The 22,125-nt window shown below is 63.0% G+C and carries 18 protein-coding genes; 12 read left to right on the forward strand and 6 right to left on the reverse strand.

Annotated elements, in window-relative coordinates; translation table 11 throughout:
- Positions 1-152: 152 nt before the first annotated feature.
- Positions 153-707, reverse strand: a complete 555-nt coding sequence (locus tag SJY36_RS06205; RefSeq protein ID WP_005852616.1) for a TIGR00730 family Rossman fold protein — start codon at positions 705-707, stop codon at positions 153-155.
- A 66-nt stretch (positions 708-773) separates the two neighbouring features.
- On the opposite strand from SJY36_RS06205, the gene SJY36_RS06210 reads away from it, so the two are divergent.
- Together SJY36_RS06210 and SJY36_RS06215 are read left to right on the forward strand one after the other, a co-directional pair.
- Positions 774-2,078: a peptigoglycan-binding protein LysM gene (locus SJY36_RS06210; RefSeq protein WP_386173675.1), complete on the forward strand. Its 1,305-nt coding sequence runs from the start codon at positions 774-776 to the stop codon at positions 2,076-2,078.
- 144 nt (positions 2,079-2,222) lie between these two features.
- Entirely contained in the window at positions 2,223-4,022 is a 1,800-nt protein-coding gene (locus tag SJY36_RS06215; protein ID WP_243251801.1) for an ABC transporter ATP-binding protein/permease, read from the forward strand.
- A gap of 32 nt (positions 4,023-4,054) precedes the next feature.
- Here the strand turns inward: SJY36_RS06215 and SJY36_RS06220 are convergent, their stop codons facing one another.
- Positions 4,055-4,513, reverse strand: a complete 459-nt coding sequence (locus SJY36_RS06220) for a DUF302 domain-containing protein (RefSeq protein ID WP_386173677.1) — start codon at positions 4,511-4,513, stop codon at positions 4,055-4,057.
- Positions 4,514-4,750: 237 nt separating this feature from the next.
- Here SJY36_RS06220 and SJY36_RS06225 point away from each other — a divergent pair, with 237 nt between their 5' ends.
- On the forward strand, positions 4,751-5,977 hold the full coding sequence (locus SJY36_RS06225) for a multidrug effflux MFS transporter (protein ID WP_237271864.1): 1,227 nt from the start codon (positions 4,751-4,753) through the stop codon (positions 5,975-5,977).
- Between the two features lie 3 nt (positions 5,978-5,980).
- Here SJY36_RS06225 and SJY36_RS06230 read toward each other — a convergent pair whose 3' ends face one another.
- Together SJY36_RS06230 and SJY36_RS06235 are read right to left on the reverse strand one after the other, a co-directional pair.
- The gene (locus SJY36_RS06230; RefSeq protein WP_386173679.1) at positions 5,981-9,823 is read right to left on the reverse strand and encodes an efflux RND transporter permease subunit; all 3,843 of its coding nucleotides are present in this window, start codon (positions 9,821-9,823) and stop codon (positions 5,981-5,983) included.
- Positions 9,820-11,070: an efflux RND transporter periplasmic adaptor subunit gene (locus SJY36_RS06235; RefSeq protein ID WP_386173681.1), complete on the reverse strand. Its 1,251-nt coding sequence runs from the start codon at positions 11,068-11,070 to the stop codon at positions 9,820-9,822. Before SJY36_RS06235 ends, SJY36_RS06230 begins: the two co-directional genes overlap by 4 nt.
- 230 nt (positions 11,071-11,300) lie before the next feature.
- Here SJY36_RS06235 and SJY36_RS06240 point away from each other — a divergent pair, with 230 nt between their 5' ends.
- Genes SJY36_RS06240 through der form a run of 3 tightly spaced genes read left to right on the forward strand, consistent with a single transcriptional unit; the run spans position 11,301 to position 14,974 of the window.
- Complete coding sequence (locus tag SJY36_RS06240; RefSeq protein WP_386173683.1) at positions 11,301-12,014, forward strand: tetratricopeptide repeat protein; 714 nt, start codon at positions 11,301-11,303, stop codon at positions 12,012-12,014.
- A 54-nt stretch (positions 12,015-12,068) separates the two neighbouring features.
- The gene (locus SJY36_RS06245) at positions 12,069-13,448 is read left to right on the forward strand and encodes a PQQ-like beta-propeller repeat protein (RefSeq protein WP_037943936.1); all 1,380 of its coding nucleotides are present in this window, start codon (positions 12,069-12,071) and stop codon (positions 13,446-13,448) included.
- Between the two features lie 50 nt (positions 13,449-13,498).
- Positions 13,499-14,974, forward strand: a complete 1,476-nt coding sequence (gene der, locus SJY36_RS06250; protein WP_386173685.1) for a ribosome biogenesis GTPase Der — start codon at positions 13,499-13,501, stop codon at positions 14,972-14,974.
- A 49-nt stretch (positions 14,975-15,023) separates the two neighbouring features.
- Here der and SJY36_RS06255 read toward each other — a convergent pair whose 3' ends face one another.
- On the reverse strand, positions 15,024-15,731 hold the full coding sequence (locus SJY36_RS06255) for a hypothetical protein (RefSeq protein ID WP_386173687.1): 708 nt from the start codon (positions 15,729-15,731) through the stop codon (positions 15,024-15,026).
- Positions 15,732-15,790: 59 nt separating this feature from the next.
- On the reverse strand, positions 15,791-17,083 hold the full coding sequence (gene serS, locus SJY36_RS06260) for a serine--tRNA ligase (RefSeq protein ID WP_386173689.1): 1,293 nt from the start codon (positions 17,081-17,083) through the stop codon (positions 15,791-15,793).
- 264 nt (positions 17,084-17,347) lie between these two features.
- Here serS and yajC point away from each other — a divergent pair, with 264 nt between their 5' ends.
- From yajC to ccmB, 6 genes are all read left to right on the forward strand, one after another.
- Positions 17,348-17,626, forward strand: a complete 279-nt coding sequence (gene yajC, locus SJY36_RS06265; RefSeq protein ID WP_005852640.1) for a preprotein translocase subunit YajC — start codon at positions 17,348-17,350, stop codon at positions 17,624-17,626.
- 36 nt (positions 17,627-17,662) lie between these two features.
- On the forward strand, positions 17,663-19,312 hold the full coding sequence (gene secD / locus SJY36_RS06270) for a protein translocase subunit SecD (RefSeq protein WP_386173692.1): 1,650 nt from the start codon (positions 17,663-17,665) through the stop codon (positions 19,310-19,312).
- A gap of 11 nt (positions 19,313-19,323) precedes the next feature.
- A complete protein-coding gene (gene secF / locus SJY36_RS06275; RefSeq protein WP_386173694.1) occupies positions 19,324-20,292 on the forward strand; it encodes a protein translocase subunit SecF in 969 nt (322 codons plus the stop codon).
- Positions 20,293-20,457: 165 nt separating this feature from the next.
- Entirely contained in the window at positions 20,458-20,811 is a 354-nt protein-coding gene (locus tag SJY36_RS06280; RefSeq protein ID WP_005852646.1) for an Mth938-like domain-containing protein, read from the forward strand.
- 1 nt (position 20,812) lies between these two features.
- Complete coding sequence (ccmA, locus tag SJY36_RS06285) at positions 20,813-21,430, forward strand: heme ABC exporter ATP-binding protein CcmA (RefSeq protein WP_386173696.1); 618 nt, start codon at positions 20,813-20,815, stop codon at positions 21,428-21,430.
- Entirely contained in the window at positions 21,427-22,083 is a 657-nt protein-coding gene (ccmB, locus tag SJY36_RS06290) for a heme exporter protein CcmB (protein ID WP_180827469.1), read from the forward strand. The genes ccmA and ccmB overlap by 4 nt, the downstream gene beginning before the upstream one ends.
- The last annotated feature ends 42 nt before the right edge of the window (positions 22,084-22,125 follow it).

Consider the following 22,125-nt stretch of genomic DNA (forward strand, 5'->3'; position numbering starts at 1 on the left):
TGCTGTATCGCGCGTGCTCGCGGCGAACAGGGAGTATGGCGTTGGCCGCTTTAACTTACCGCCCATAACACTCCTGATCCTGCTTCGCCGCCGATCAACCCGTTGCCGCGCAGGCGCTTTCTGCACTGCCGCGCGAGCTGACGCGCGTACCTCTACGCGGTCAGGCTGCGGCGCAGAACGTCCAGCGCGCCGTCAACGTCATCGACCGTATCCACATAGCCAAGCAGGCTTTCTTCGGCAAAGCCGCGGGCGACGACATGATCCAGAAGCGCTGTGAGAGGATCCCAGTAACCATTTGTATTCAATAGGATTACCGGCTTCTGATGTAGCCCCAACTGGCGCCAGGTCAGCACTTCGAACAGCTCGTCCAGTGATCCGGCACCGCCGGGCAGGACCACCACGGCATCGCAATTCATGAACATCACCTTTTTGCGTTCATGCATGGTTTCGGTCACGACATAGGTGGTCAGATCGGTCTTTCCGACCTCCCATTTCACCAGATGATCGGGGATCACGCCAAAGGTCGTGCCGCCCGCCGTTTGCGCCGCGCGTGCAACGGTGCCCATCAGCCCCACGTCCCCCGCGCCATAGACCAGCCGCCAGTCGTTCTGCGCCAAAGCGCGCCCCAAAGCGTCGGCTTGTGCGGTATATTCGGGGTCATCACCGGGGCGCGAGCCGCAGTAAACACATACGGATTTCTGGATCATAAACGGGGGTCCTTTTTGCGAATATGCACATGGCATGCAGCTGCATTTTGACCCGTGATAGCCTGCTTGGTACAAGTCCTCAATGTGGGGAAGTTCAAAGGGATGAACGGGATGTGGGTGTTTCAAACGCGGGGTGCTCAGTTTGCGGGCGCCGCGCTGGTCGTGGCGGTTGCCGTTGCGGGATATATCTGGTCGCAAGATGCGGGTCCCGTCGTGCCGGACACGAGGAAAGACACCGCCGCCCAGCCGAAACCCGCGGCCCAGCCCCCCGCGCAGACCGCCACCGCACCCCAAGACACCAAGGCCGCCGCCACCGTTCCCCCTGGGCCGCAAACGCCTGACCTTGCCGCATCGCCCGCCACCCCCAGCTTTGACGAGGTGCGCCGCGAGGGAGACGGGATGACCGTGATCGCAGGCCGCGCAGCACCAGGGGCCCGCGTCAGCGTCATCAGCAACGGGGCAGAGGTCGCCAGCGCGCAGGCCGATCGCTCTGGCAAATTCGCCACGCTTGCCATTTTGCCGCCCGATGGCAGCGGCAAGATCCTGAGCCTGAGCGCGGATGCCGAAACAGGCCCTGTCGCCTCGGTCGAGGAAGTCATCTTGGCCCCGATCACTGCACCTGCCGTGGCGCAGGTGGCACTGGCGGATACATCAGACGTATCCATAGACACCACATCAGTTGCCACGCCAGAGACCACGCCCGACGACACGGCCCCTGAAACAGCCTCCGCTCCGGTCGCGGAACCGCTGGGGGAAGCACCCGATGACAGCGCCCCCGAGATGACCGAGGTCGCCGCCGTGACGCCGCAGCCCGATCCCGCGCCCCCGTCTGCTGATACCCCCGTCGCCGTGTTGAAATCCGACGCCGACGGTGTGGAATTACTGCCCGGCACCGCGCCCGAGGTGACAGACCGCATCGCGCTCGACACGATCACCTATTCCGATGAGGGCGAGGTCCGGCTGGCGGGGCGCGCACAGGCGCAGGCGTCTTCCGTGCGGGTCTATCTGGACAACCGCAGCGTCGGTGCGCTTGAGGTGGACCCCCAAGGCCGTTGGCGCGGCGATATCGAGGATATCAAGACCGGCATCTACACCCTGCGCGTGGATGAGCTGGATCAGGGCGGCGACGTGATCAGCCGCGTGGAAACCCCGTTCAAACGTGAATCCCCCGAGGTGCTGGCCCGTGCCACCGCAGACAACGACGGCCCGATCAAGGCGGTGACCGTGCAGGAAGGGGCCACGCTTTGGGCCATCGCGCGCGAACGCTACGGCGACCCGACGCTCTATGTGCGCGTCTTTGCCGCCAACCGCTCATCAATCCGCGATCCCGATCTGATCTACCCCGGTCAGGTCTTTGATCTGCCCGATTGACGAGCGGCTATGCAGACAGATGAAACTGCTGCACTGGCATGATCCGGCTGACGGCCCTATGTAAGGGGCAACCACACAGGATCGTTCATGTCAGCCGATAGCCCGCGCACTGCCAGCCAGCCCAAACCCGCCACCCGATATCCCATGACAGAAGAGGAGATCGCCCAAGCTGCAGAGCGGCAGTCGAACTTGCTTGTCCTGCGCAAGGTGGCCCCGTACCTGTGGCCCGACGATATGCCATGGGTCAAGAAACGGGTGGTCTGGGCGCTGATCTTCTTGGTGGTGTCCAAGCTGATTTCTGTTGTTATTCCCGTACTTTACAAAGACGCGGTGGATGCTCTCGCGAATGAGGGCGTGCCGTTTCTGGCGCTTGGCGCGGTGGGGCTGACGATCGCCTATGGTATGGCCCGCGCGATGAACGTGGGCTTTCAACAGCTGCGCGACGCGGTCTTTGCCCGTGTCGGCCAGCGCGCCCTGCGGATGCTTGCGCTGGAGACGTTCGAGCATATCCACAAGCTGTCGATGCGCTATCACATCACGCGCAAGACCGGCGGGCTGAGCCGGATCATCGAACGCGGGGTCAAGGGGGTGGAATTCCTGCTGCGCTTCTTGCTCTTCTCGATCGGGCCGTTGATTCTGGAGCTGCTGCTGGTCGGCATCATCCTGACCGTGCTGTTTGACGCATGGTATCTGCTGATCGTGACAGTCACCATCGGGCTTTACGTCTGGTTTACCTTCGCGGTGACCGAGTGGCGCGTGAAGCTGCGCCGCCAGATGAACGACCGCGACACAGACGCCAACCAAAAGGCCATCGACAGTCTGCTGAACTATGAAACCGTCAAGTATTTCGTCGCCGAACAGCGCGAGGCGCAGCGCTATGACGCGGCGATGGCGGGCTATGAAGAGGCGGCGATCAAGACGAACTACTCGCTTGCCTTCCTGAACTTCGGCCAGTCGTTGCTGATCACCTGCGGGTTGGTCGGCGTGATGATCCTGGCCGCCATCGGGGTGCAGAACGGTGATCTTACCGTGGGGGATTTCGTCATGGTCAACGCTTATATGGTGCAGTTGACCGTGCCGCTGAACTTCCTTGGCACCGTCTATCGCGAAATCCGGCAGGCGCTGGTCGATATGGGGCAGATGTTCACGCTGCTTGATCAACCGGCCGAAATCTCGGACAAGCCTGATGCCCCTGCGCTGCAAGTCTCCGGCGGGCGTGTCACGCTGGACAATGTGCGCTTTGGCTATGACGACGACCGACAGATCCTCAAGGGCGTGTCGATCGAAGCCGCCCCGGGCGAGATGGTGGCGATTGTCGGCTCTACCGGATCGGGGAAATCCACCATCGGGCGTTTGCTGTTCCGGTTCTATGATGTGCAGGGCGGTGCCGTGCGTGTGGACGGGCAAGATGTGCGCGATGTGACCCAAGACAGCCTGCACCGCGCGATTGGCGTGGTGCCTCAGGATACCGTGCTGTTCAACGACACCATCGGCTATAACATCGCCTATGGCCGCGATAACGCCACGCAAGAAGACATCGAAGCGGCGGCGAAATCGGCGCAGATCCACGACTTTATCCAGCGTTTGCCCCACGGGTATGAAACCGCTGTGGGTGAACGCGGGCTGAAACTGTCGGGGGGGGAAAAGCAGCGTGTCGGTATCGCGCGGACCCTGCTGAAAAACCCGCCGATCCTGCTGCTGGACGAAGCAACAAGCGCGCTGGATAGCGAGACGGAGCACGAGATTCAGGATGCCCTGCGTCAGGCGGGCAAGGGGCGCACGGTGCTGACCATCGCGCACCGCCTGTCCACCGTGGCCGAGGCCGACCGTATCGTCGTGCTGGAGCAGGGCGAGGTGGTAGAACAGGGCACCCATGACGATCTGCTGGCACGCAACGGGCGCTATGCGCAACTGTGGCAACGCCAGCAATCCGAGGGCGAATAGCTGGCGTTACAAAGGTTTGGTCGGCGCGGGGGTTATTCCTCCGCGATGGCCTTATCGGTGAGCTTGTCCAGCGCGCCGGTCATTTTGGTCAGATATTCCGCGTCATCGGGCAACCCGTGGTCTGCGGCCAATGTGGCGGGGTCGTGGTAGCTGACATGCACCATGCCGCTGTCATCGGCATAGGCCAGCACGCGCATGGGCAGGTCTAGACCAGCGGTCTGACCGTCCAGCATCGCAGGCGTGCCCAGCTTGGGGTTGCCAAAGATCAGCAGTGTGGTCGGGCGCAGCTCCATATCCACTTTGGTCGCGCCTTCGGCGTGGTCCACGCGGGCAAAGACCGTGGCACCGGCTTCGGTCACGGCAGTTTCCAGACGGTCGATTGTGTCGGGAACGGAATGGGGGCTCATCTTGGTGATAATATCGGCGCCGGCTGGTAGGGCGGCCAGCGCCGTGAGGGCGAGCGTTGTCGCGGCGAGTGTCTTGCGGATCATGTGGTCTCTCCTTCGGTTTGCGCGGCCCGCGGGGCCACGGCTTCCCGCTGGAACCTAGTACGTCTTGCCCCCATGAACGAGCAAAATTCGATCAACAAGCAGTGAATTGCCGGCATATGCATACAAACAACATGGTGCATTCTTGCCGTCGGGTGCATATGTGCTAGCTCAGCGCTGGCCGAGCGCCACGACGCGCGGCACCCCCACAGCCTTGCCCATAAATTTGAAGGACTACCCATGCCTGCCGGAATGTTCCGTACCGCCCTTATTCTTGGCTCTATCTGTGTGACAGGTCCTTTTGCCATCGACATGTATCTGCCTGCCTTGCCCGCGATCGAAGAGGCGCTGGATGTCTCTGTCTCGGCGGCCCAGATTACGCTGGTCGCCTATTTCCTCGCCTACGGCGTGTCGCAGCTGGTCTATGGGCCGCTGTCCGACCAGATCGGGCGCAAAAAGACCCTTGCCATCGGGATGAGCATTTTCTGCGTCGGCGCGGTGATCTGTGCTGTGGCCCCCGACATCGAGACGCTGGTGCTGGGGCGTCTGGTGCAGGGCATCGGGGGGGCGACGGTGATGGTCATTCCCCGTGCCATCGTGCGCGATATGTACACCGGTGCGCAGGCGACGCGGTTGATGTCGTCGATCATGCTGGTGATCTCGGTCTCGCCCATGCTGGCCCCCTTGGCGGGTAGCGCGGTGGTCAGTTTCGGCAGCTGGCGCGAGATTTTCCTCGCCCTTGCTATCCTTGCGGCGGCGACGTTGACGATGGCGCAAATCGCGCTGCCCGAGACGCTGACCGCAGACAAACGCCGCAAGGTCAATCTGCGCGAGCTGTCGCGCAGTTGTGGTATCCTGTTCCGCGATCCGGTGTTCGTCGGCCTGACCTTCATCGCGGGTTTCGGCATGGCGAGCTTCTTCTTGTTCATCTCCAGCGCGTCCTTCGTCTACACCGGTCAATTCGGGCTGACCCCGACCGAGTTCTCGCTGGCCTTCGCCTTTAACGCGGTGGGGTTCTTTATCGCCACGCAGGCGGCCGGGCGTCTTGCTGATATGTGGGGGCTTGCCACGCTGATCGGGCGCGGTGTCACCGGCTTTGCCGTCTGCTCTGCGCTGTTGACGGGCGTTGTGCTGGCCGGTTTCGGCACGCTGCCGGTGCTGTTGATCGGGCTGTTTCTGGCCTATTCCTTTCTGGGGGTCGTTGTGCCTTCGGCCATGGTCGCGGCACTTGATGCGCATGGGCGGCGCGCGGGTATGGCGTCCTCGCTCAGCGGAAGCCTGACAATGCTGACGGGGGCCTTTTGCATCGCTGCGACGACGCCGTTCTTTGACGGCACCGCTGTGCCCATGGTGGTGAGCATCGCGCTTTGTGGTGTGGCCGCATTGGGGCTGGTGATCTTTACCATGCCCAAGCTGCGCCAGCAGCAGGATGCCGCGGCGGCCGACCAGATGCCCGCCGCGGCCTAAGGGTCATTCCGCCGGTGGGGTATGGGCCGGCGGTCCGGTGTCCTCCCACTGGATCACGGTTGTTTGCAGCCTGCGTGCGTCGCGCGCCAGCGCCCAGTCCTGCGCGGATTTGCTGGCGCGCCCCAGCGACATCTTGGCCAGCAGCCGCGCGATCCAGCGGGCGTAGGTGGTGGCCCACACGCGGATCGCCAGCATGGACGGGGTGACCAGCAGCGTCAGCACCGTCGCAATGCCAAGACCAAAGACCACCGCCGTTGCCAGCTGTTTCCACCACAGCGCTGTGGGGCTGTCGATGGTGTAGCCGCCATTGGCAAAGTCGAGGCTAAGCCCGAACATCATCGGCGCAAGCCCTGCCATCGTGGTGATGGTGGTCAGCAGTACGGGGCGGATACGGGCCTGCGCCGTGCGAATGATCGCCTCGATCCGCGGCATGTACTGGCTGAACTCCTGATAGGTATCGATCAGGATGATGTTATTGTTCACCACGATCCCCGCCAGCGCCACGATCCCCGTGCCCGTCATGATGATCGAAAACGTCTGATCCATCACCAACATGCCAATCAACACGCCCGTGGTCGATAGCACCACCGCCAGCAGCACCAGCACCGAGTTGTAGATGCTGTTGAACTGCGCCAGCAGGATGATGAACATCAACCCCAGTGCCGCGGTAAAGGCCGAGGACAAGAACGCCTGACTTTCGGCCTGATCCTCTTGGTCGCCGGTCCATTCATAGCTGACGCCCGCGGGCAGGGGCCGGGTTTCCAGCCATTTGGTCAGCTCCGCAATCCGTTCGTTGGCATTGATCGGGATCATGCGCAGGGTGCCATTGTCCAGCTCTTGTTGCAGATCGACGCCTTGGGCGGCATTGGTCCGGTTGGTGATCTTGAAGGCCGCGCCCTCGGGCCCCGTGATATCGCCCGCGTCCCCCGCAGGGCGCATCGTAGCGAGGGTGATTGTCGTCTCGCCCGCCTGTGCCGTGCCCGTCTGTGCCGTGCCCGTTTGCGCGGCGGCCTGGGAGGCATCCACCGTGCGCACCAGTTTGACCAGCCCGGGGAAGACATCGGCCTTCACATCAAGATAGCGTTTCTGGTCGATCCGGTTGATCTCTGCCAGCTTAGGCACGGGGGTCCGGGTGATGAAGTTCGACAGCGGCACCAGCCCATCCACCGTGCGCACCTTCAGCGTGTCCAGCGTGCTGAGCACACGATCTTCTTGCGGCAGGCGCACCCTGATCTCGATCTCTTCGTCCGAACTGTCGACCCGCATCGTGTCCAGCAGCAGCCCGCGGGTGACCAGCTGTACCATTGCGCCGACGGTGACCACATCAGCCCCGTATTGCCCCGCCTTGGCGACATCCACGTCGATCTGCCAGTCGATGCCGGGCAGGGGGCGGGTGTCTTCGATCAGGGTCAGGCCGGGGGTTTTCTCGAAGGTGTCACGGGCCTGTGCCGTCGCGGCGATCAGGTCCGTGAAACTGTCGGATTTCAGACGCAGATGCACCGGCTTGCCCGACGCAGGGCCGCGCGCCTGTGCGAGGATTTCGATCTTGATGCCGGGGATCGCGCTCAGCGCTTCGGTGAGCTCTGCGATCACGATGTCGCCGTCCAGTTCCGGGCGCAGGGCGCGGTCTTCCCACGGGATGGTTTCAAGCTGCACCTGACCGATGCTGTCCTTGGGGGCCTGCGCCCCGCCGGTATTGCTGTCGAGCCCGCCCTCACCGGCAAAGGCAAAGGCGGTAGAGACACCGGGATGCGCCAGCACGATCGCCTCCGCCTGCTGCATGATCGCGTCTTTTTCCGCCAGCGACAGGTTGCCCCTTGCCAGCACATAGACGATCGCCTGCTCGGGTTCGGATTCAACAAAGAATTCCACGCCTTTGCTGTTGTTGCCAAAGAAGATCATCGTGGTGCCGACAAAGACAAAGACGACCCCCGCGACCACCAGCGGCATCACCGGATTGCCCGCGATAAAGGCAATGACCCGCCCGAAGGCTGATCGACGGTAGCCCGCCTTGATCACGGTGGGCTCTTTGCGGAACAGCCGTGATGTGACCCAGCGGCCCCCGCGGCCCATGCGGGTGAACAGTGCGAAAAAGCTGGTCAGCCCCAAAAGCACGCCCGATATCGCCACCGCCACCAGCGCGCAGAGCACGGCGATGCAGATAAAGACCACGGCAAAGACCGGAATGACCGAGCCAAGGATATCCAGCCCGTCCATGCCCGCGAACTGCGCCGAGATCACGGCAAACAGCGGCTGCATCAGCGCCAGCGGCAGGGCGATCATCGCGGCGACAATAGGAAACAGCAGCAGATGCAGATAGAACCGCAGTTTGGCGATGGCAGTCATATTCTGCGCCATCCAGCGTTCCAGCCGTCCGGTGACACCGCCCATGACGGGCAGATAGATCAGCGCCACCACCAGCGAGGCGGAGAGCACAAAGATCAGCGTGACCGGCAACATGCCCATGAACTCCCCCGGGACGCCGGGCCAGAACAACATGGGCAGGAACGCGCAAAGCGTGGTCGCGGTGGACGAGATGATGGGCCAGAACATGCGTTTGGCGGCCTCGACATAGGCGGCCATGGGGCCTTCGCCCTGTTGCTGGCGCGCGTCGGCATATTCCACCACAACAATCGCGCCATCCACCAGCATCCCCACCGCAAGGATCAGCCCGAACATTACGATGTTCGAGATGGAGATCCCCATCAGCGCGAGAAAGGCAAAACACAGCAGGAACGACGTGGGAATCGCAAAGCCCACCAACAGGGCCGCACGGATCCCCAGGGCGGCAAGCACCACGATCATCACCAGCGCAATAGCGGTAAAGACCGACCCCAGAAGCTGCTGCACCATACTGTCGACAATGCGGCTTTGGTCGTTCGAGGTGCCAAGCGTGACAGCGGCTTTCAGCCCTTCTGGCCAGGCGGCGCTTTGGGCGGCGACGATCTCTTTCACCTGGGTGGAGGTGTCGATCAGGTTATAGCCCTTGCGTTTGACCACCTGCAGCGCCAGCGTCTTTTCCCCGTTGAACCGAGCGGTGCCTTCGCGGTCTTCAAAGGTCAGGTTGATGGTTGCCAGATCGCCCAATGTCACCACGCGGTCGCCGTTGGTTTTGACCGGCAGCGCATAGACATCGCGCGGTTCATCAAAGGAGGACGGGATCTTGACCGAGAAACTGCCCTGATCCGATTGCACTTCGCCCGCGGCAATCAGCTGGTTGTTATTCTGCACCACATTGATCAGCTCGCCCGCGGTCACGTCATAGGCTTCCAGCCGCAAGGGATCGATCAGCACCTCAAGCATCTCGTCACGGTCGCCCGCCAACCCTGCTTCAAGCACCGCATCCACGCCTTCCAGCGCGTCCTGCAGATCACGCGCGACGCGGGCCATGGTGCGTTCGGGCACGGGGCCGGTCAGGTTGACGATGATGATGGGAAATTCGGAAAAGTTGATCTCTGTGATCGAATATTTCTCGTAGCCTTCGGGGAATTTGGATTCCGCCGTGCTCATCGCGTCGCGCACATCGGCCATGATCTTGGACTTGTCCCAGCCGAATTCGAATTCCAGCGCGACACCGGCGTAGTTTTCGGCGGCGGTGCCGGTCATGGTCTTCAGGCCGTCCAGATCGGAAAGCTCCGTCTCCATCGGTTTGACCAGCAGGGTTTCGCTATCCGCGGCAGAGATGCCCGGAAACTGGACCGAGACGAAAAGCGCCGGGATCTCGATGTCGGGCTCGCCCTCTTTGGGCAGGGTGGAATAGGCATAGCCCCCCACCACAAGGCTCAGCAGGATAAACGCCATGACCATGCGGGCACGGCCCGCGGCCCAATCGACCATGCCGCTCATTCCGGGGCCTCGTCGCGGAAGGTCGGGGTCACGGTCACGCCAGCGGTGACATATTCCTGTCCCAGCACGATGACATCTGCCTGTTCAGGCAGGCCGGTGACCCAGATGCCTTCGGGCGTGTCGCGCACGAGCGTGACTGCGGCGAAACTTACGGTATTCTCGGCGTCGATCAGACGCACGCCAAGGGTGCCGTCATCATTCAGCGTCAGGGCCGATTGCGGCAGCAGATGCGCCTCGACCCCGGCCGAGGCGATGGCGATTTCGGCGGTCTGGCCGTCACGGATGCTCAGATCGGGGTTGGGCACCTCGATTTCCACCTGAAAGGTGCGCGTCGTCGGATCGGAGGCGCGCGAGATAAAGGTGACGGTGCCTGCGATCTCGCGGTCGCCCGCGGCCAGCCGCGCCTGCGCCTGCGCGCCCAGGCTGACGCGGTCAACCTCGGTCTCGGGGACAAAGCCCACCAGTTTGATCGGATCAAGCTGGATCACCTGCGCACAAAGCGATCCGGTTTGCAGCAGGCTGCCAAGCTCTGCGGTGTCGCTTTCCAGCAGCCCTTCGAACGGCGCGGTGAGGGTCAGCCGGTCAATCTCGGCCTGGGTGCTGGCGACGGCGGCCTCCGCCCCCTCAATGCCGGAATGGGCCGCATTCAGCCCCGCCTCGGCAGAGCTGAGTGCGGCGCGCGCGGCGGCGACAGCAGCTTCGGCGGTGGCCAGCGTGGTCTGCGACGAAAACCCGCCTTCGCCCAGTTTTTGTGCCGCGTTCAATTTGATCAGTGTTTCATCCAGACGGGCCTGCGCCTCGGCCACGCGGGCCTGTGCCTCCGGGACGCGGGATTGTGCTTCGTTGCGGCGGGCTTGCGCCTCTGCCTGTTGCGCGCCACGAGTGCCGGGGTCCAGCTCGCACAGCACATCGCCCGCGTTCACGGTCGCGCCCTTGCGCAGCGGGGCCGATACCACAACGGCAGAGGTTTCCGCCTTGACCGCCACCTGCCGCGCCGCCGTGGTCTGACCGCGCACGATCACGGCAGAGGCGAGCGGTGCCTCCGCGCTGCGCTGCACCACGACCTTCACCCGCGCGGGCTCTGCCACATCGGACGGGGACGCGGTATCGGCGCTGTCGGCATCCACCGCAGGCGCCGGAGGTTGCGCGGCCCCCTGTGCCAGCCCCAACAGGGCGTCACGTTCGAAAATTGCCATATACATCAGGGCGGAAACGGCGATGGCCGCCAGTAGGGGGAAGATGCGCATTCGGGCCTCGGTTCAGTGAAACGCGGGCGTTGCGGCACCGCAATATGTCGTATGCTATAGGGCCAAATGCTTAAGCGAATAAAACTGAACTGCATAGTTCACTATTGAAAAAAACTTGCGACATGCGACCTTGTGAACAACGCGTGGGTCACTTGCTGTGCAGCCAAGCCCTTGGCAGCCCCGCAGCCGCAGGTTAAGAGGGGCGTTAAATCAGGCGGGACGGGTACCACATGAGCGATACAGACAGTTTCATCGACGAAGTAAACGAAGAGGTCCGCCGCGACCGGTTCTACTTTATGCTCAAGCGCTATGGCTGGATTGCGGTGCTGGCCGTGATCCTGCTGGTCGGTGGGGCCGCGTGGAACGAATACCAAAAAGCGCAGGCCCGCGCAGAGGCGGAAACCCTTGGCGACGCGATGTTTGCGGCACTTTCCGCCGAGGATACAGCCGCCCGCGCTGCCGCCTTTGAAAAAATCGAGGCCACAAACGCCCGCGCCGGTGCCATGCTGGGCCTGCTGACCGCCGCCGAACAAGCCCAAGCAGGCGAGACCGACGCCGCCGTCGCCACCTTGAACGGCATCGGGCTGGATGCGGATGTGCCCGCGATCTATCGCGAAATCGCCCAGTTCAAGGCGATTACCCTGCAAGGATCGGATATGCCCGCCAATGAACGCCGTCTGGCGTTGGAAAATCTGGCGCAGCCGGGCAGCAGCCTGCGCTTGCTGGCGCAAGAACAACTGGCCATGATCGACATCGAAGAAGACGCCCCCGAGGCGGCAATCGAACGCTATCAGGGTATCCTGAACGACGCGGATGTGACCTCGGACTTGCAACAACGCGCCCTTCAGGTGATTGTCGCCTTGGGGGGGGATCCGCAAATGGGTACCGCAGCCCCCGCGCCGCAAACGGACACCGTGCCGGCGCTGGATGCAGACAATAACTAATCCTGCCTGAACCCTTCAGGTGACACGGACTTAAAGAGCAAAGCGAGCAGGGCCATGACCATTCTCCACAGCATCTCCTTGAAACCCACGTCGACGCGCCGTGCCTCACTTGGGATGGGGGCGGTGGTGGCATCGCTGCTGCTGTCGGCCTGCGCCGAACCAGAGGTGATCCTGCCCGGCGTGCGCGAGGATGTGCGATCGGTCCTGCAAGGCAGCGATGGCTTTGCGGCCCCCGCCGATGCGCCGGTGCCAGCCAATACAACACGCGCGATTTCACTGCCCGCAGCGACCACAAACGCGAGCTGGTCGCAAAGCCCCGGCACGCCAAGCACCCGCGTCAGCCACCCCGCGCTTGGTGCGGCACCGCAGCTTGCGTGGTCCGCCTCTATCGGGAAGGGCGACAGCCGCAAGCAGCGCATCACCGCGACGCCTGTCGTGTCGGGCGGGCGTGTGTTCACCATCGATTCCGGCGCGACGGTCACCGCGACCTCTGCCACATCGGGGGCGACATTATGGACCCGTGACCTGACGCCGCAAAGCGACGGGCAGGGCGATGCGACGGGCGGCGGCTTGGCCGTCGATGGCAACACAGTCTATGTCTCGCTCGGCTTCGGGTCGGTCACGGCGCTGGATGTCGACAGTGGCGGCACGCGCTGGACGCAGGATATCGACGGCACCGGATCGGGGGCCCCGACAGTCTTTGGCGATATGGTCTATTTCACCTCCGGCGACGATACCGGTTGGGCGCTGGATAAATCCAATGGCCGCGTGCAATGGCAGACCGGATCGACCAGCAGCATCAACAATGTGCTTGGCGCACCGGCCCCCGCCGTGGGGTCGCAGATCGCCGTGCTGGCCTTTGGCTCGGGCGAGGTGCAAGGGCTCTTCCGTCAGGGCGGGCTGGATCGTTGGAACACGTCTGTCGTGGGCAAACGCCCGGGGCGCGCGCTGGCCAATATCTCTGACGTGACAAGCGCGCCGGTGATCTCTGGCGATACCGTTTACGTGGGCAACCAGTCGGGCCGTCTGGCGGCGCTGAGCCTTGGCGGCGGCGAACGCCAGTGGACCGCGCGCGAAGGCGCGATTGGCCCCGTTTGGCCCGCAGGCGACAGCGTCTTTGTTGTGACCGACCTGAACGAGCTGGTGCGTCTGGATGCCAGCACCGGCACCCGCATCTGGGGCACACCGCTGCCGAATTTCGTCAAGGACAAGCCCAAGCGCCAGTCCGAGGTCTTTGGCAACTACGGCCCCATCCTTGCCGGTGGCCGCGTGATCGTGGCCTCTAGCGATGGCACGCTGCGCAGCTTTGACCCCACCAATGGCGCGCTGGTTGCACAGGTGACGATCCCCGGCGGGGCGACCACTGCGCCGGTCGTGGCGGGGGGCGTTCTGTACGTCGTATCCGCGAAAGGGCAATTGCACGCTTTCCGTTAGGCCGCAAATAGGCTAAGCGGCGGGCTTGACCTAGTCTTCGGAGCCGTTCCATGTCTTTCACCCTCGCCATTGTGGGCCGTCCCAACGTCGGGAAATCCACGCTGTTCAACCGTCTGGTCGGTAAAAAGCTGGCGTTGGTCGATGATCAGCCCGGTGTGACGCGCGATCTGCGCGAAGGCGCGGCGCGGCTTGCCGACCTGCGATTCACTGTGGTGGATACCGCCGGACTTGAAGAAGTCACCGACGACAGTTTGCAGGGCCGGATGCGCCGCCTGACAGAACGTGCCGTGGATATGGCGGACATCTGCCTGTTCATGATCGACGCCCGCGTCGGTGTCACGCCGTCCGATCTGGTCTTTGCCGATATCCTGCGCAAGAAATCCGCCCATGTCATTCTGGCCGCCAACAAGGCCGAGGGCAAAGCCGCCGACGCCGGTGTGATCGAGGCCTACAGCCTTGGCCTTGGCGAACCGATCCGCCTGTCTGCCGAACACGGCGAGGGGCTGAACGATCTTTACACCCATCTGATGCCAATCGCCGACGGTTTCGCCGAGCGGGCGCAAACCGATGCGCCGGAAACAGATGTGGACCTGACCGAGGAAGAAGCCGAACTGGGCGACGAAGAGGCACCCGTGCCCGTCCCCACCAAGAGCAAGCCCTTGCAGGTGGCCGTCGTAGGGCGTCCGAACGCGGGTAAATCCACCCTGATCAACCAGATTATGGGTGAGGATCGTCTGCTCACCGGACCAGAGGCGGGGATCACCCGTGATGCGATTTCGCTGCAAACCGACTGGTTCGACGTGCCCATGCGGATCTTTGACACCGCCGGGATGCGCAAACGCGCCAAGGTGCAGGAAAAGCTCGAAAAGCTGAGCGTCAGCGACGGTTTGCGTGCGGTGAAATTCGCCGAGGTTGTGGTGGTTCTGCTCGATGCGGACATCCCCTTTGAACAGCAAGACCTGCGCATCGCCGATCTGGCCGAACGCGAAGGCCGTGCCGTTGTGGTTGCGGTGAACAAATGGGACCTTGAGACCGACAAACAGGGCAAGTTGAAAGACCTGCGCGAAAGCTTTGAACGGCTTCTGCCGCAGCTCAAGGGCGCGCCTTTGGTGACCGTTTCGGCCAAGACCGGGCGCGGGATGGACCGCTTGCACAACGCGATCATGCGCGCCTATGAGGTCTGGAACCGCCGTGTCACCACCGCACAGCTCAACCGCTGGCTGTCCGGCATGATGGAGGCGCACCCGCCCCCCGCGCCGCAGGGCAAGCGTATCAAGCTGCGCTATATGACCCAAGCCAAGACCCGCCCGCCGGGGTTCGTGGTCATGTGTAGCCACCCCGATAAGGTGCCGGAAAGCTATAACCGCTATCTTGTCAACGGGTTACGGCTGGACTTTGACATGCCGGGCACGCCGATCCGCCTGTGGATGCGCGGCCAGTCGGACGCCAACCCCTATAAGGGGCGCAAAAAAGCGAAACCGTCGAAGCTGCGCAAACATACCGACGGGCACCGCAAGGACCGCTAGGGACTGTAGAAATCGGGACCGGAGTTTTCAGAACTCCGGTTCTTTGCGTTTAACCGCGCCGCCATGACCGGTAGGTGGGCAGGATCAACGCAATGGTGCCCCCCGCGGCCAGCGCCGCAACGGTCGGGGCTGTCGCGACATTCGCCACCACCACAGCGACCAGCGCCCAGATCACCCCGATCCCATAGGTCGGCGCGCGCATCAGTGACGATTGCACCCCCGCTGCAATCACAATCGCCAGCCCGACAAAGACCAGCCCCGCGGTTGGCCCGCTCATCCAGCCATAGCCGGCCGCCAGCAGCCCCAAAGACACGCAGGAGGCAGCGCTCAGCCAGCCCGCATAAAGCCCCACGGGCAGGGCGGCAAAGCCGCGATCCTCACGCGGGGCGCGGAACAACGCGTAAAGCGCGGCCACCAGCATCACCCAGATCAGCACCGACGCCCAGATCGGGCTTGCCACGGCCACGGCAAGCCAGAAACAGCCCACAAACAGCGATAGCGCCAGCGGCAGACGCATGTCGTGCCAAAGGAAATCCTCGCGGCGTTTCCACAGGCCCCAGCCCATGCCGACGATCAGCCAGACATAGATCAGCCCCCAGATCGAGAACGCATAGCCCGCAGGCTGCACTGGCGGGTTGTCTTGGGGAATGGGGAACTGGTCCGGCGAAAAGCCGTTGAAGCCGGAGACAAAAAAAGGCGACACGGCAAAGCCGATCGCCAGCAGAAAGGTCAGAAGGGCAATAAGAGAACGGGACATCGGGCTACCTTGCGAAAAGTGGTTCTCGCCTCAGATAGCCCGATGATCCCAGCGTTCAATCAGCTGAGCGTGCCGTCGACGGACAAAGTGGTCTTGCCGCCCAGATAGGGGGCCAGCACCTCGGGCAGTTTGACCGACCCATCAGCCTGCTGGCCGTTTTCCAGCACCGCGATCAGGCAGCGCCCGACGGCCAGACCGGACCCGTTCAACGTGTGCACGAACTGCGGTTTGCCGCCATCTGCGGGTTTGAACCGTGCGTTCATCCGCCGCGCCTGAAAATCCCCCGTGGTCGAGACAGAGCTGATCTCGCGGTAGGCGTTCTGACCGGGGAGCCAGGCCTCGATGTCAAAGGTCCGGCGCGCGCCAAATCCCATGTCACCGGTGCACAGGATCACGGTGCGGTAAGGCACGCCCAGACGTTCCAGCATGTCTTCGGCACAGCGCAGCATACGCTTTTGTTCGTCGTCCGATTGATCGGGGTGGGTGACCGATACCATCTCGACTTTCTCGAACTGGTGCTGGCGCAGCATGCCCGAGGTGTCGCGGCCCGCGCTGCCCGCTTCAGAGCGGAAGCAAAGGGTGTGGGCGGTCATCCGGCGGGGCAGGGCGGCTTCTTCCAGCACGTCACCGGCGACCGAATAGGTCAGCGTCACCTCGGAGGTGGGGATCAGCCACCAGCCGTTGGTGGTCTGATAGCTGTCGTCGCCGAATTTGGGCAGCTTGTCGGTGCCATACATCGCCTCGTCGCGCACCAGCACGGGGGTCATATGTTCGGTCAGCCCGTTTTCATCGACATGGGTGTCGATCATGAACTGCGCCAGCGCACGGTGAATCCGCGCCACGGCCCCTTTAAGCATCACAAAGCGCGCGCCGGAGGTTTTGGCGGCGGTTTCGAAATCCATTGACGCCGCGACGCTGGCGATCTCGAAATGCTCTTTCGCCTTGAAATCAAACGTTGGTACATCGCCCCAGCGGTTCACTTCGACATTGTCAGCCTCGTCCGCGCCGTCGGGGGCATCATCGGCGGGCAGGTTGGGGATGCGCGCCAGCATGTCAGTCAACTGCGCGTCCAGATCCTTGGCCTCTGCCTGCATGGCGGTGACTTCGGCCTTCTTGTCGCTGACCAATGTGCGCAGACGTTCGAATTCTGCCTCGTCGCCCTTGGCCTTGGCCGCGCCCACCAGTTTGGAGGCTTTGTTCTGCTCGGCCTGCGCCGTTTCCGCTGCTGAAATCTTGGCCCGCCGTGCCTCGTCCAGTGCCAGTACCTGCGCGCTCACAGGGGTGTCGCCGCGCCGTGCGAGGGCCGCGTCGAAAGCATCGGGGTTTTCACGGATGGCTTTGATGTCGTGCATGGGCTGTTCCTTTGTCGTCCGAGTCGCATGATCTGCGTTGCGCGCGTTATGCCCGATTGTGGATCGCGGTGCCAGATGTGGTTGCGCCGCGGGGGGATCGCGCCCTTGGATGCTTGCGCAAACAGCTTATTGCAGGCTGCGACACCGGGCAGCGCCATTTCCCCCCGGAACCCACCTTGCAAAGCCCCGCGTCTGACCATAGGTTCCGCCAAACTTAGACGGCAGGCCGTTTGCGGCATGCGCCCAACACAAAGGACGACCTCCATGGAAGCCATTCAGCAATTTGTACCCCTGATCCTGATCTTCGCGATCATGTATTTTCTGCTTATCCGCCCTCAGCAAAAGAAGGTGAAAGAGCATAAGGCAATGGTGGACGGTCTGCGTCGTGGTGATCAAGTGGTCACCGCTGGCGGTCTGATCGGCAAAGTCGTCAAAGTCAAAGATGACGGCGAGCTGGAAGTCGAACTGGCCGACAACGTCAAAGTGCGCGTTGTGCAATCGACCATCGCCACCGTCGTCTCCAAGACCGAACCAGCCAAGTAAGCGCCCCTTCGGGCGTGTCGAGAAAAGGGCAGTACCATGCTTCAGATTGATCTGTGGAAACGGGTGTTGATCATCCTCACCTGTGCCGCTGGCCTGTGGCTGGCGCTGCCCAATGCGTTTTACGGTCCCGTCGAACAGCATAATGATGCGGTCAAGGCGATCAGCGTTGCTGGCTCCACCCCCGAGCTTGAGGCGCAAAAGGCGCTTTGGCCCGAGTGGATGCCGGAACGTCTGGTCAACCTTGGCCTCGATCTGCGCGGCGGGGCCCATTTGCTGGCCGAAGTGAATGTCGAAGATGTTTACGCCAACCGGATGGAAGCCGCCTGGCCCGAGGTCCGCGATGCGTTGCGCTCGATCACGCCGGTCCGCCGTGTTGACGCCCCCAAAGGCGAGCTGCGCGTGCGCATCAACGATGCCTCTGTCATGACACAAGCTTTAGAGGCGACCCGTGCCTTGGCCCGCCCCGTGCAGTCGCTGACGGGCACAGGGCAAAACGACATCGTGGTGAACGGTGCCAATGACATCATCACCATCACGCTGACCGATGCCGAGAAACAGGCCACGGACGAGCGCACGATGCAGCAGTCGCTGGAAATCATCCGCCGCCGCATCGACGAGGTGGGCACACGCGAACCCACGATCCAGCGTCAGGGCGCGGACCGTATCCTTATTCAGGTGCCCGGCATCGGGTCGGCCGCAGAGCTGAAAGCGATCATCGGGACCACCGCGCAGCTGACGTTCAACCCCGTGGTGAACCGTGGCGCCAATGAAAACGCGGCACCGGGTCTGGGCAATTCGCTTTTGCCCGACGCCGAAGCGCCCGGTGTCTTCTACATCATCGAAACCGCGCCCGTCGTGACCGGCGAACAGCTGGTCGATGCGCAGCCCAGCTTTGACCAGAACGGCCGCCCCGCTGTCAGCTTCCGCTTTGACACCACCGGCGCGCGCAAGTTCGGCACCTACACGGCAGAGAACATCGGCGCGCCTTTCGCCATTGTGCTGGATGACGAGGTCATCAGCGCCCCCACCATCCAAAGCGCGATTCCCGGCGGGTCGGGCATCATCACCGGCAACTTCACGGTCGAGGAATCCACCAATCTGGCCGTCTTGCTGCGGGCAGGGGCCTTGCCCGCGGGGCTGACCTTTGTCGAGGAACGCACCATCGGGCCGGAACTGGGCCAAGACAGCATTGACGCGGGCAAGATCGCAACCAGCGTCGCCTTTGGCGCGGTACTGTTCTTTATGTGGGCCAGCTACGGGCTGTTCGGGCTGTTTGCCAATATCGCGCTGATCATCAACGTCGGCATGATCTTTGGTTTGCTAAGCCTGATTGGTGCCACGCTGACCCTGCCCGGTATCGCGGGGATCGTTCTGACAGTGGGTATGGCGGTGGACGCCAACGTGCTGATCTTTGAACGCATCCGCGAAGAGCTCAAGACTGCCAAGGGACCGGCCCGCGCCATCAGCCTTGGCTATGAACGCGCGCTTAGCGCCATTCTGGACGCCAACATCACCACCTTCATCATTGCGACGATCCTCTTTGTGCTGGGCTCCGGCCCTGTGCGCGGGTTCGCGGTGACGCTGGCACTTGGCATCGTCACGTCGGTCTTTACGGCGTATTTCGTCACACGTCTGATCGTGGTGTTCTGGTTTGAACGCCGCCGTCCCAAGACAATCACGGTATAGGAACGCGCACCATGCGGCTGAGACTGATCCCCGACGATACGAATATCGACTTCTTCAAACACGCCAAACTGACCTTTGGGGCGTCCTGTGTGGCGGTGCTGCTGGCCTTGGCCGTGTGGTTCACTATGGGCCTGAACTACGGCATCGACTTCCGCGGCGGCACGACCCTGCGCACGCAAAGTGACGCAGCCGTGGACGTGGCGGCCTACCGCACGGCGCTGGATCCGCTGGAGCTTGGCGATGTGTCCATCTCAGAGGTGTTTGACCCTGCCAGCGACAGCACCAAACATGTCGCGATGGTGCGCATCCAGGCCCAGGAGGGCGAAGAGGCCGCATCCCCCGAGATGATCCAGAATGTCGAGGAAGCGTTGAAAACCGTTGCCCCGAACATCGTCTTCACCTCGGTCGAATTTGTTGGCCCCAAAGTGTCGGGCGAGCTGATCCAGACCGCGTTTCTGGCGGTTGCTGCCTCCCTCGGGGCGATCCTGATCTACATCTGGCTCAGGTTCGAATGGCAGTTCTCTGTCGGAGCGGTCGCGGCGCTGTTCCACGATGTGGTGTTGACCATCGGCGTCTTCTCGGCGTTGCAGATCCGCTTCGATCTGGCGGTGATCGCGGCAATCCTGACCATCATCGGCTACTCGATCAACGACACCGTGGTGATCTTTGACCGCCTGCGTGAAAACCTGCGCAAATACAAGAAACGCGACCTGCGCGAGATCATGAACCTCAGCGTTAACGAGACTCTGAGCCGGACCTTGATGACATCGGGCACCACCTTGCTCGCGCTCATCGCGCTGCTGGTTCTGGGCGGCGATGTGATCCGTGGCTTTGTCTTCGCGATTACATGGGGCGTTGTTGTGGGCACCTATTCCTCGGTCTATGTGGCCAAGAACGTCGTGCTGTTTCTGGGCGTCAAACGCGACTGGTCCAAGAAAGACAACAACAATACCGGCCAATACGCCAACATCGACGCGTAATATATTTCGCTGCCAGCAGGGCACCCCTTGCTGGCAGCACCGTTCCGCGCCCGCATCCGGCGTGACGCTTGGCCCCTAGGGCCGCCCCATTTCACCGCCAGTTGATCTGTATTGTCCGCGCGTGATCCGCTATGATCGCGCAGCCCCCGCGAGAAGGAGAACATCATGCGTTTGAACGAGGTCGTGTATTCGGATGCCAAACCCGTCGAAGGCTATGGCCCCGGTTTCTTCCGTATTGGCGGCACTGTGTTCGAAGGGCCGGTGATCGCAGGCACTTCTGGGGTTTCTGCGTGGCAGGGCTTCGACGATCACGCACCGTTGCTGGCGCTGGCGGGCAAGATCGACATCCTGTTCATCGGCACCGGGGCCGAGATTGCGCATATCCCGGCCGACCTGCGCAGCACGCTGGAAGATGCGGGCATCGGGGTTGATGTCATGTCGTCCCCCGCGGCGGCGCGGACGTATAACGTCCTGCTCAGCGAAGGCCGTCGCATCGCTTTGGCGATGATCCCCGTCTGATATGACCCTGCGTGTCACCGACCTTGCCGTCGCGCGCGGCGGTGTGCCCGTGCTGGACGGGGTGTCCTTTGCGATCGAACCGGGGGCTGCCTTGATCCTGCGAGGGCCGAACGGGGCGGGCAAGACCACGCTGCTGCGCAGCATCGCGGGGCTGCAACCGCCCTTGTCGGGGCAGATCGACGGGGCAGAGGAAACCATCGCCTACGCCGGGCACGCCGACGGGCTGAAAGCGATGCTGAGCGTGCGCGAAAACCTCAGATTCTGGGCACAGGTCTTCGGGCAACGCGATATCTCTGACGCATTGACCGCCTATGACCTCGAGCCGCTGCAAGACCGGCTGGCAGGCACCTTGTCGGCGGGGCAAAAGCGACGCTTGGGGCTGGCGCGGTTGATGGTCACGGGGCGGCCCATCTGGGTGCTGGACGAGCCGACCGTGTCGCTGGACGCCGCCGCCGTTGGGCTTTTCGCCGCGGCGGTGACGGCGCATCTGGGGGCCGGCGGCACGGCGCTGATCGCGACCCATATCGACCTTGGCCTGAAGGCGGATAGCTTTGACATCACCCCGTTTCGCGCCAAACCATCACAGCGCAGCGGTGCCAGTGACGAGGCTTTCCTGTGATCGCCCTGCTGCGCCGTGACCTGATGCTTGCCTTTCGGGCGGGCGGGGGCTTTGGCCTCGGACTGGCGTTCTTCTTGATTGTGACCGTACTGGTGCCCTTCTCGGTCGGGCCGCACCCCGATCTGTTGGGGACCATCGCGCCCGGTGTGCTTTGGCTGGGGGCGCTGCTGGCCTGCCTGCTCTCGCTCGACCGGTTGCTTGCGCTGGATTACGAGGATGGCACGCTGGACCTGCTGGCCACGGCACCGCTGCCGCTTGAGGCGGCGTTGAGCGTCAAGGCGCTGTCCCACTGGGTGACGACAGGGCTGCCGCTGGTGCTTGCGGCGCCTGTGTTGGGGGTGATGCTGAACCTCGCGCCTTCGGGGTATCTGTGGCTGGTGGCCTCGCTGGGTCTGGGCACGCCCGCGCTGTCGGTGATCGGCACCTTTGGCGCGGCGCTGACCGTGGGCATCAAACGCGGCGGGCTGCTGATGTCGCTGCTGGTGCTGCCGCTGTACGTGCCGACGCTGATCTTCGGGGCAGAGGCCGCGCGCCGCGGCGCAATGGGGCTGGATGCCACGACCCCGCTGACCCTGCTGGCTGGCATCACCTTTGGCACCATCGCGCTCATGCCCTTCGCCTCTGCCGCGGTGCTGCGGATGACCTTAAGGTGAGTGCGCGCTTTTGACCATTGAGTGCCAGGAAACGGAGCGATA

Source organism: Sulfitobacter sp. R86518, from assembly GCF_042466275.1.
Taxonomy (GTDB): domain Bacteria; phylum Pseudomonadota; class Alphaproteobacteria; order Rhodobacterales; family Rhodobacteraceae; genus Sulfitobacter; species Sulfitobacter pontiacus.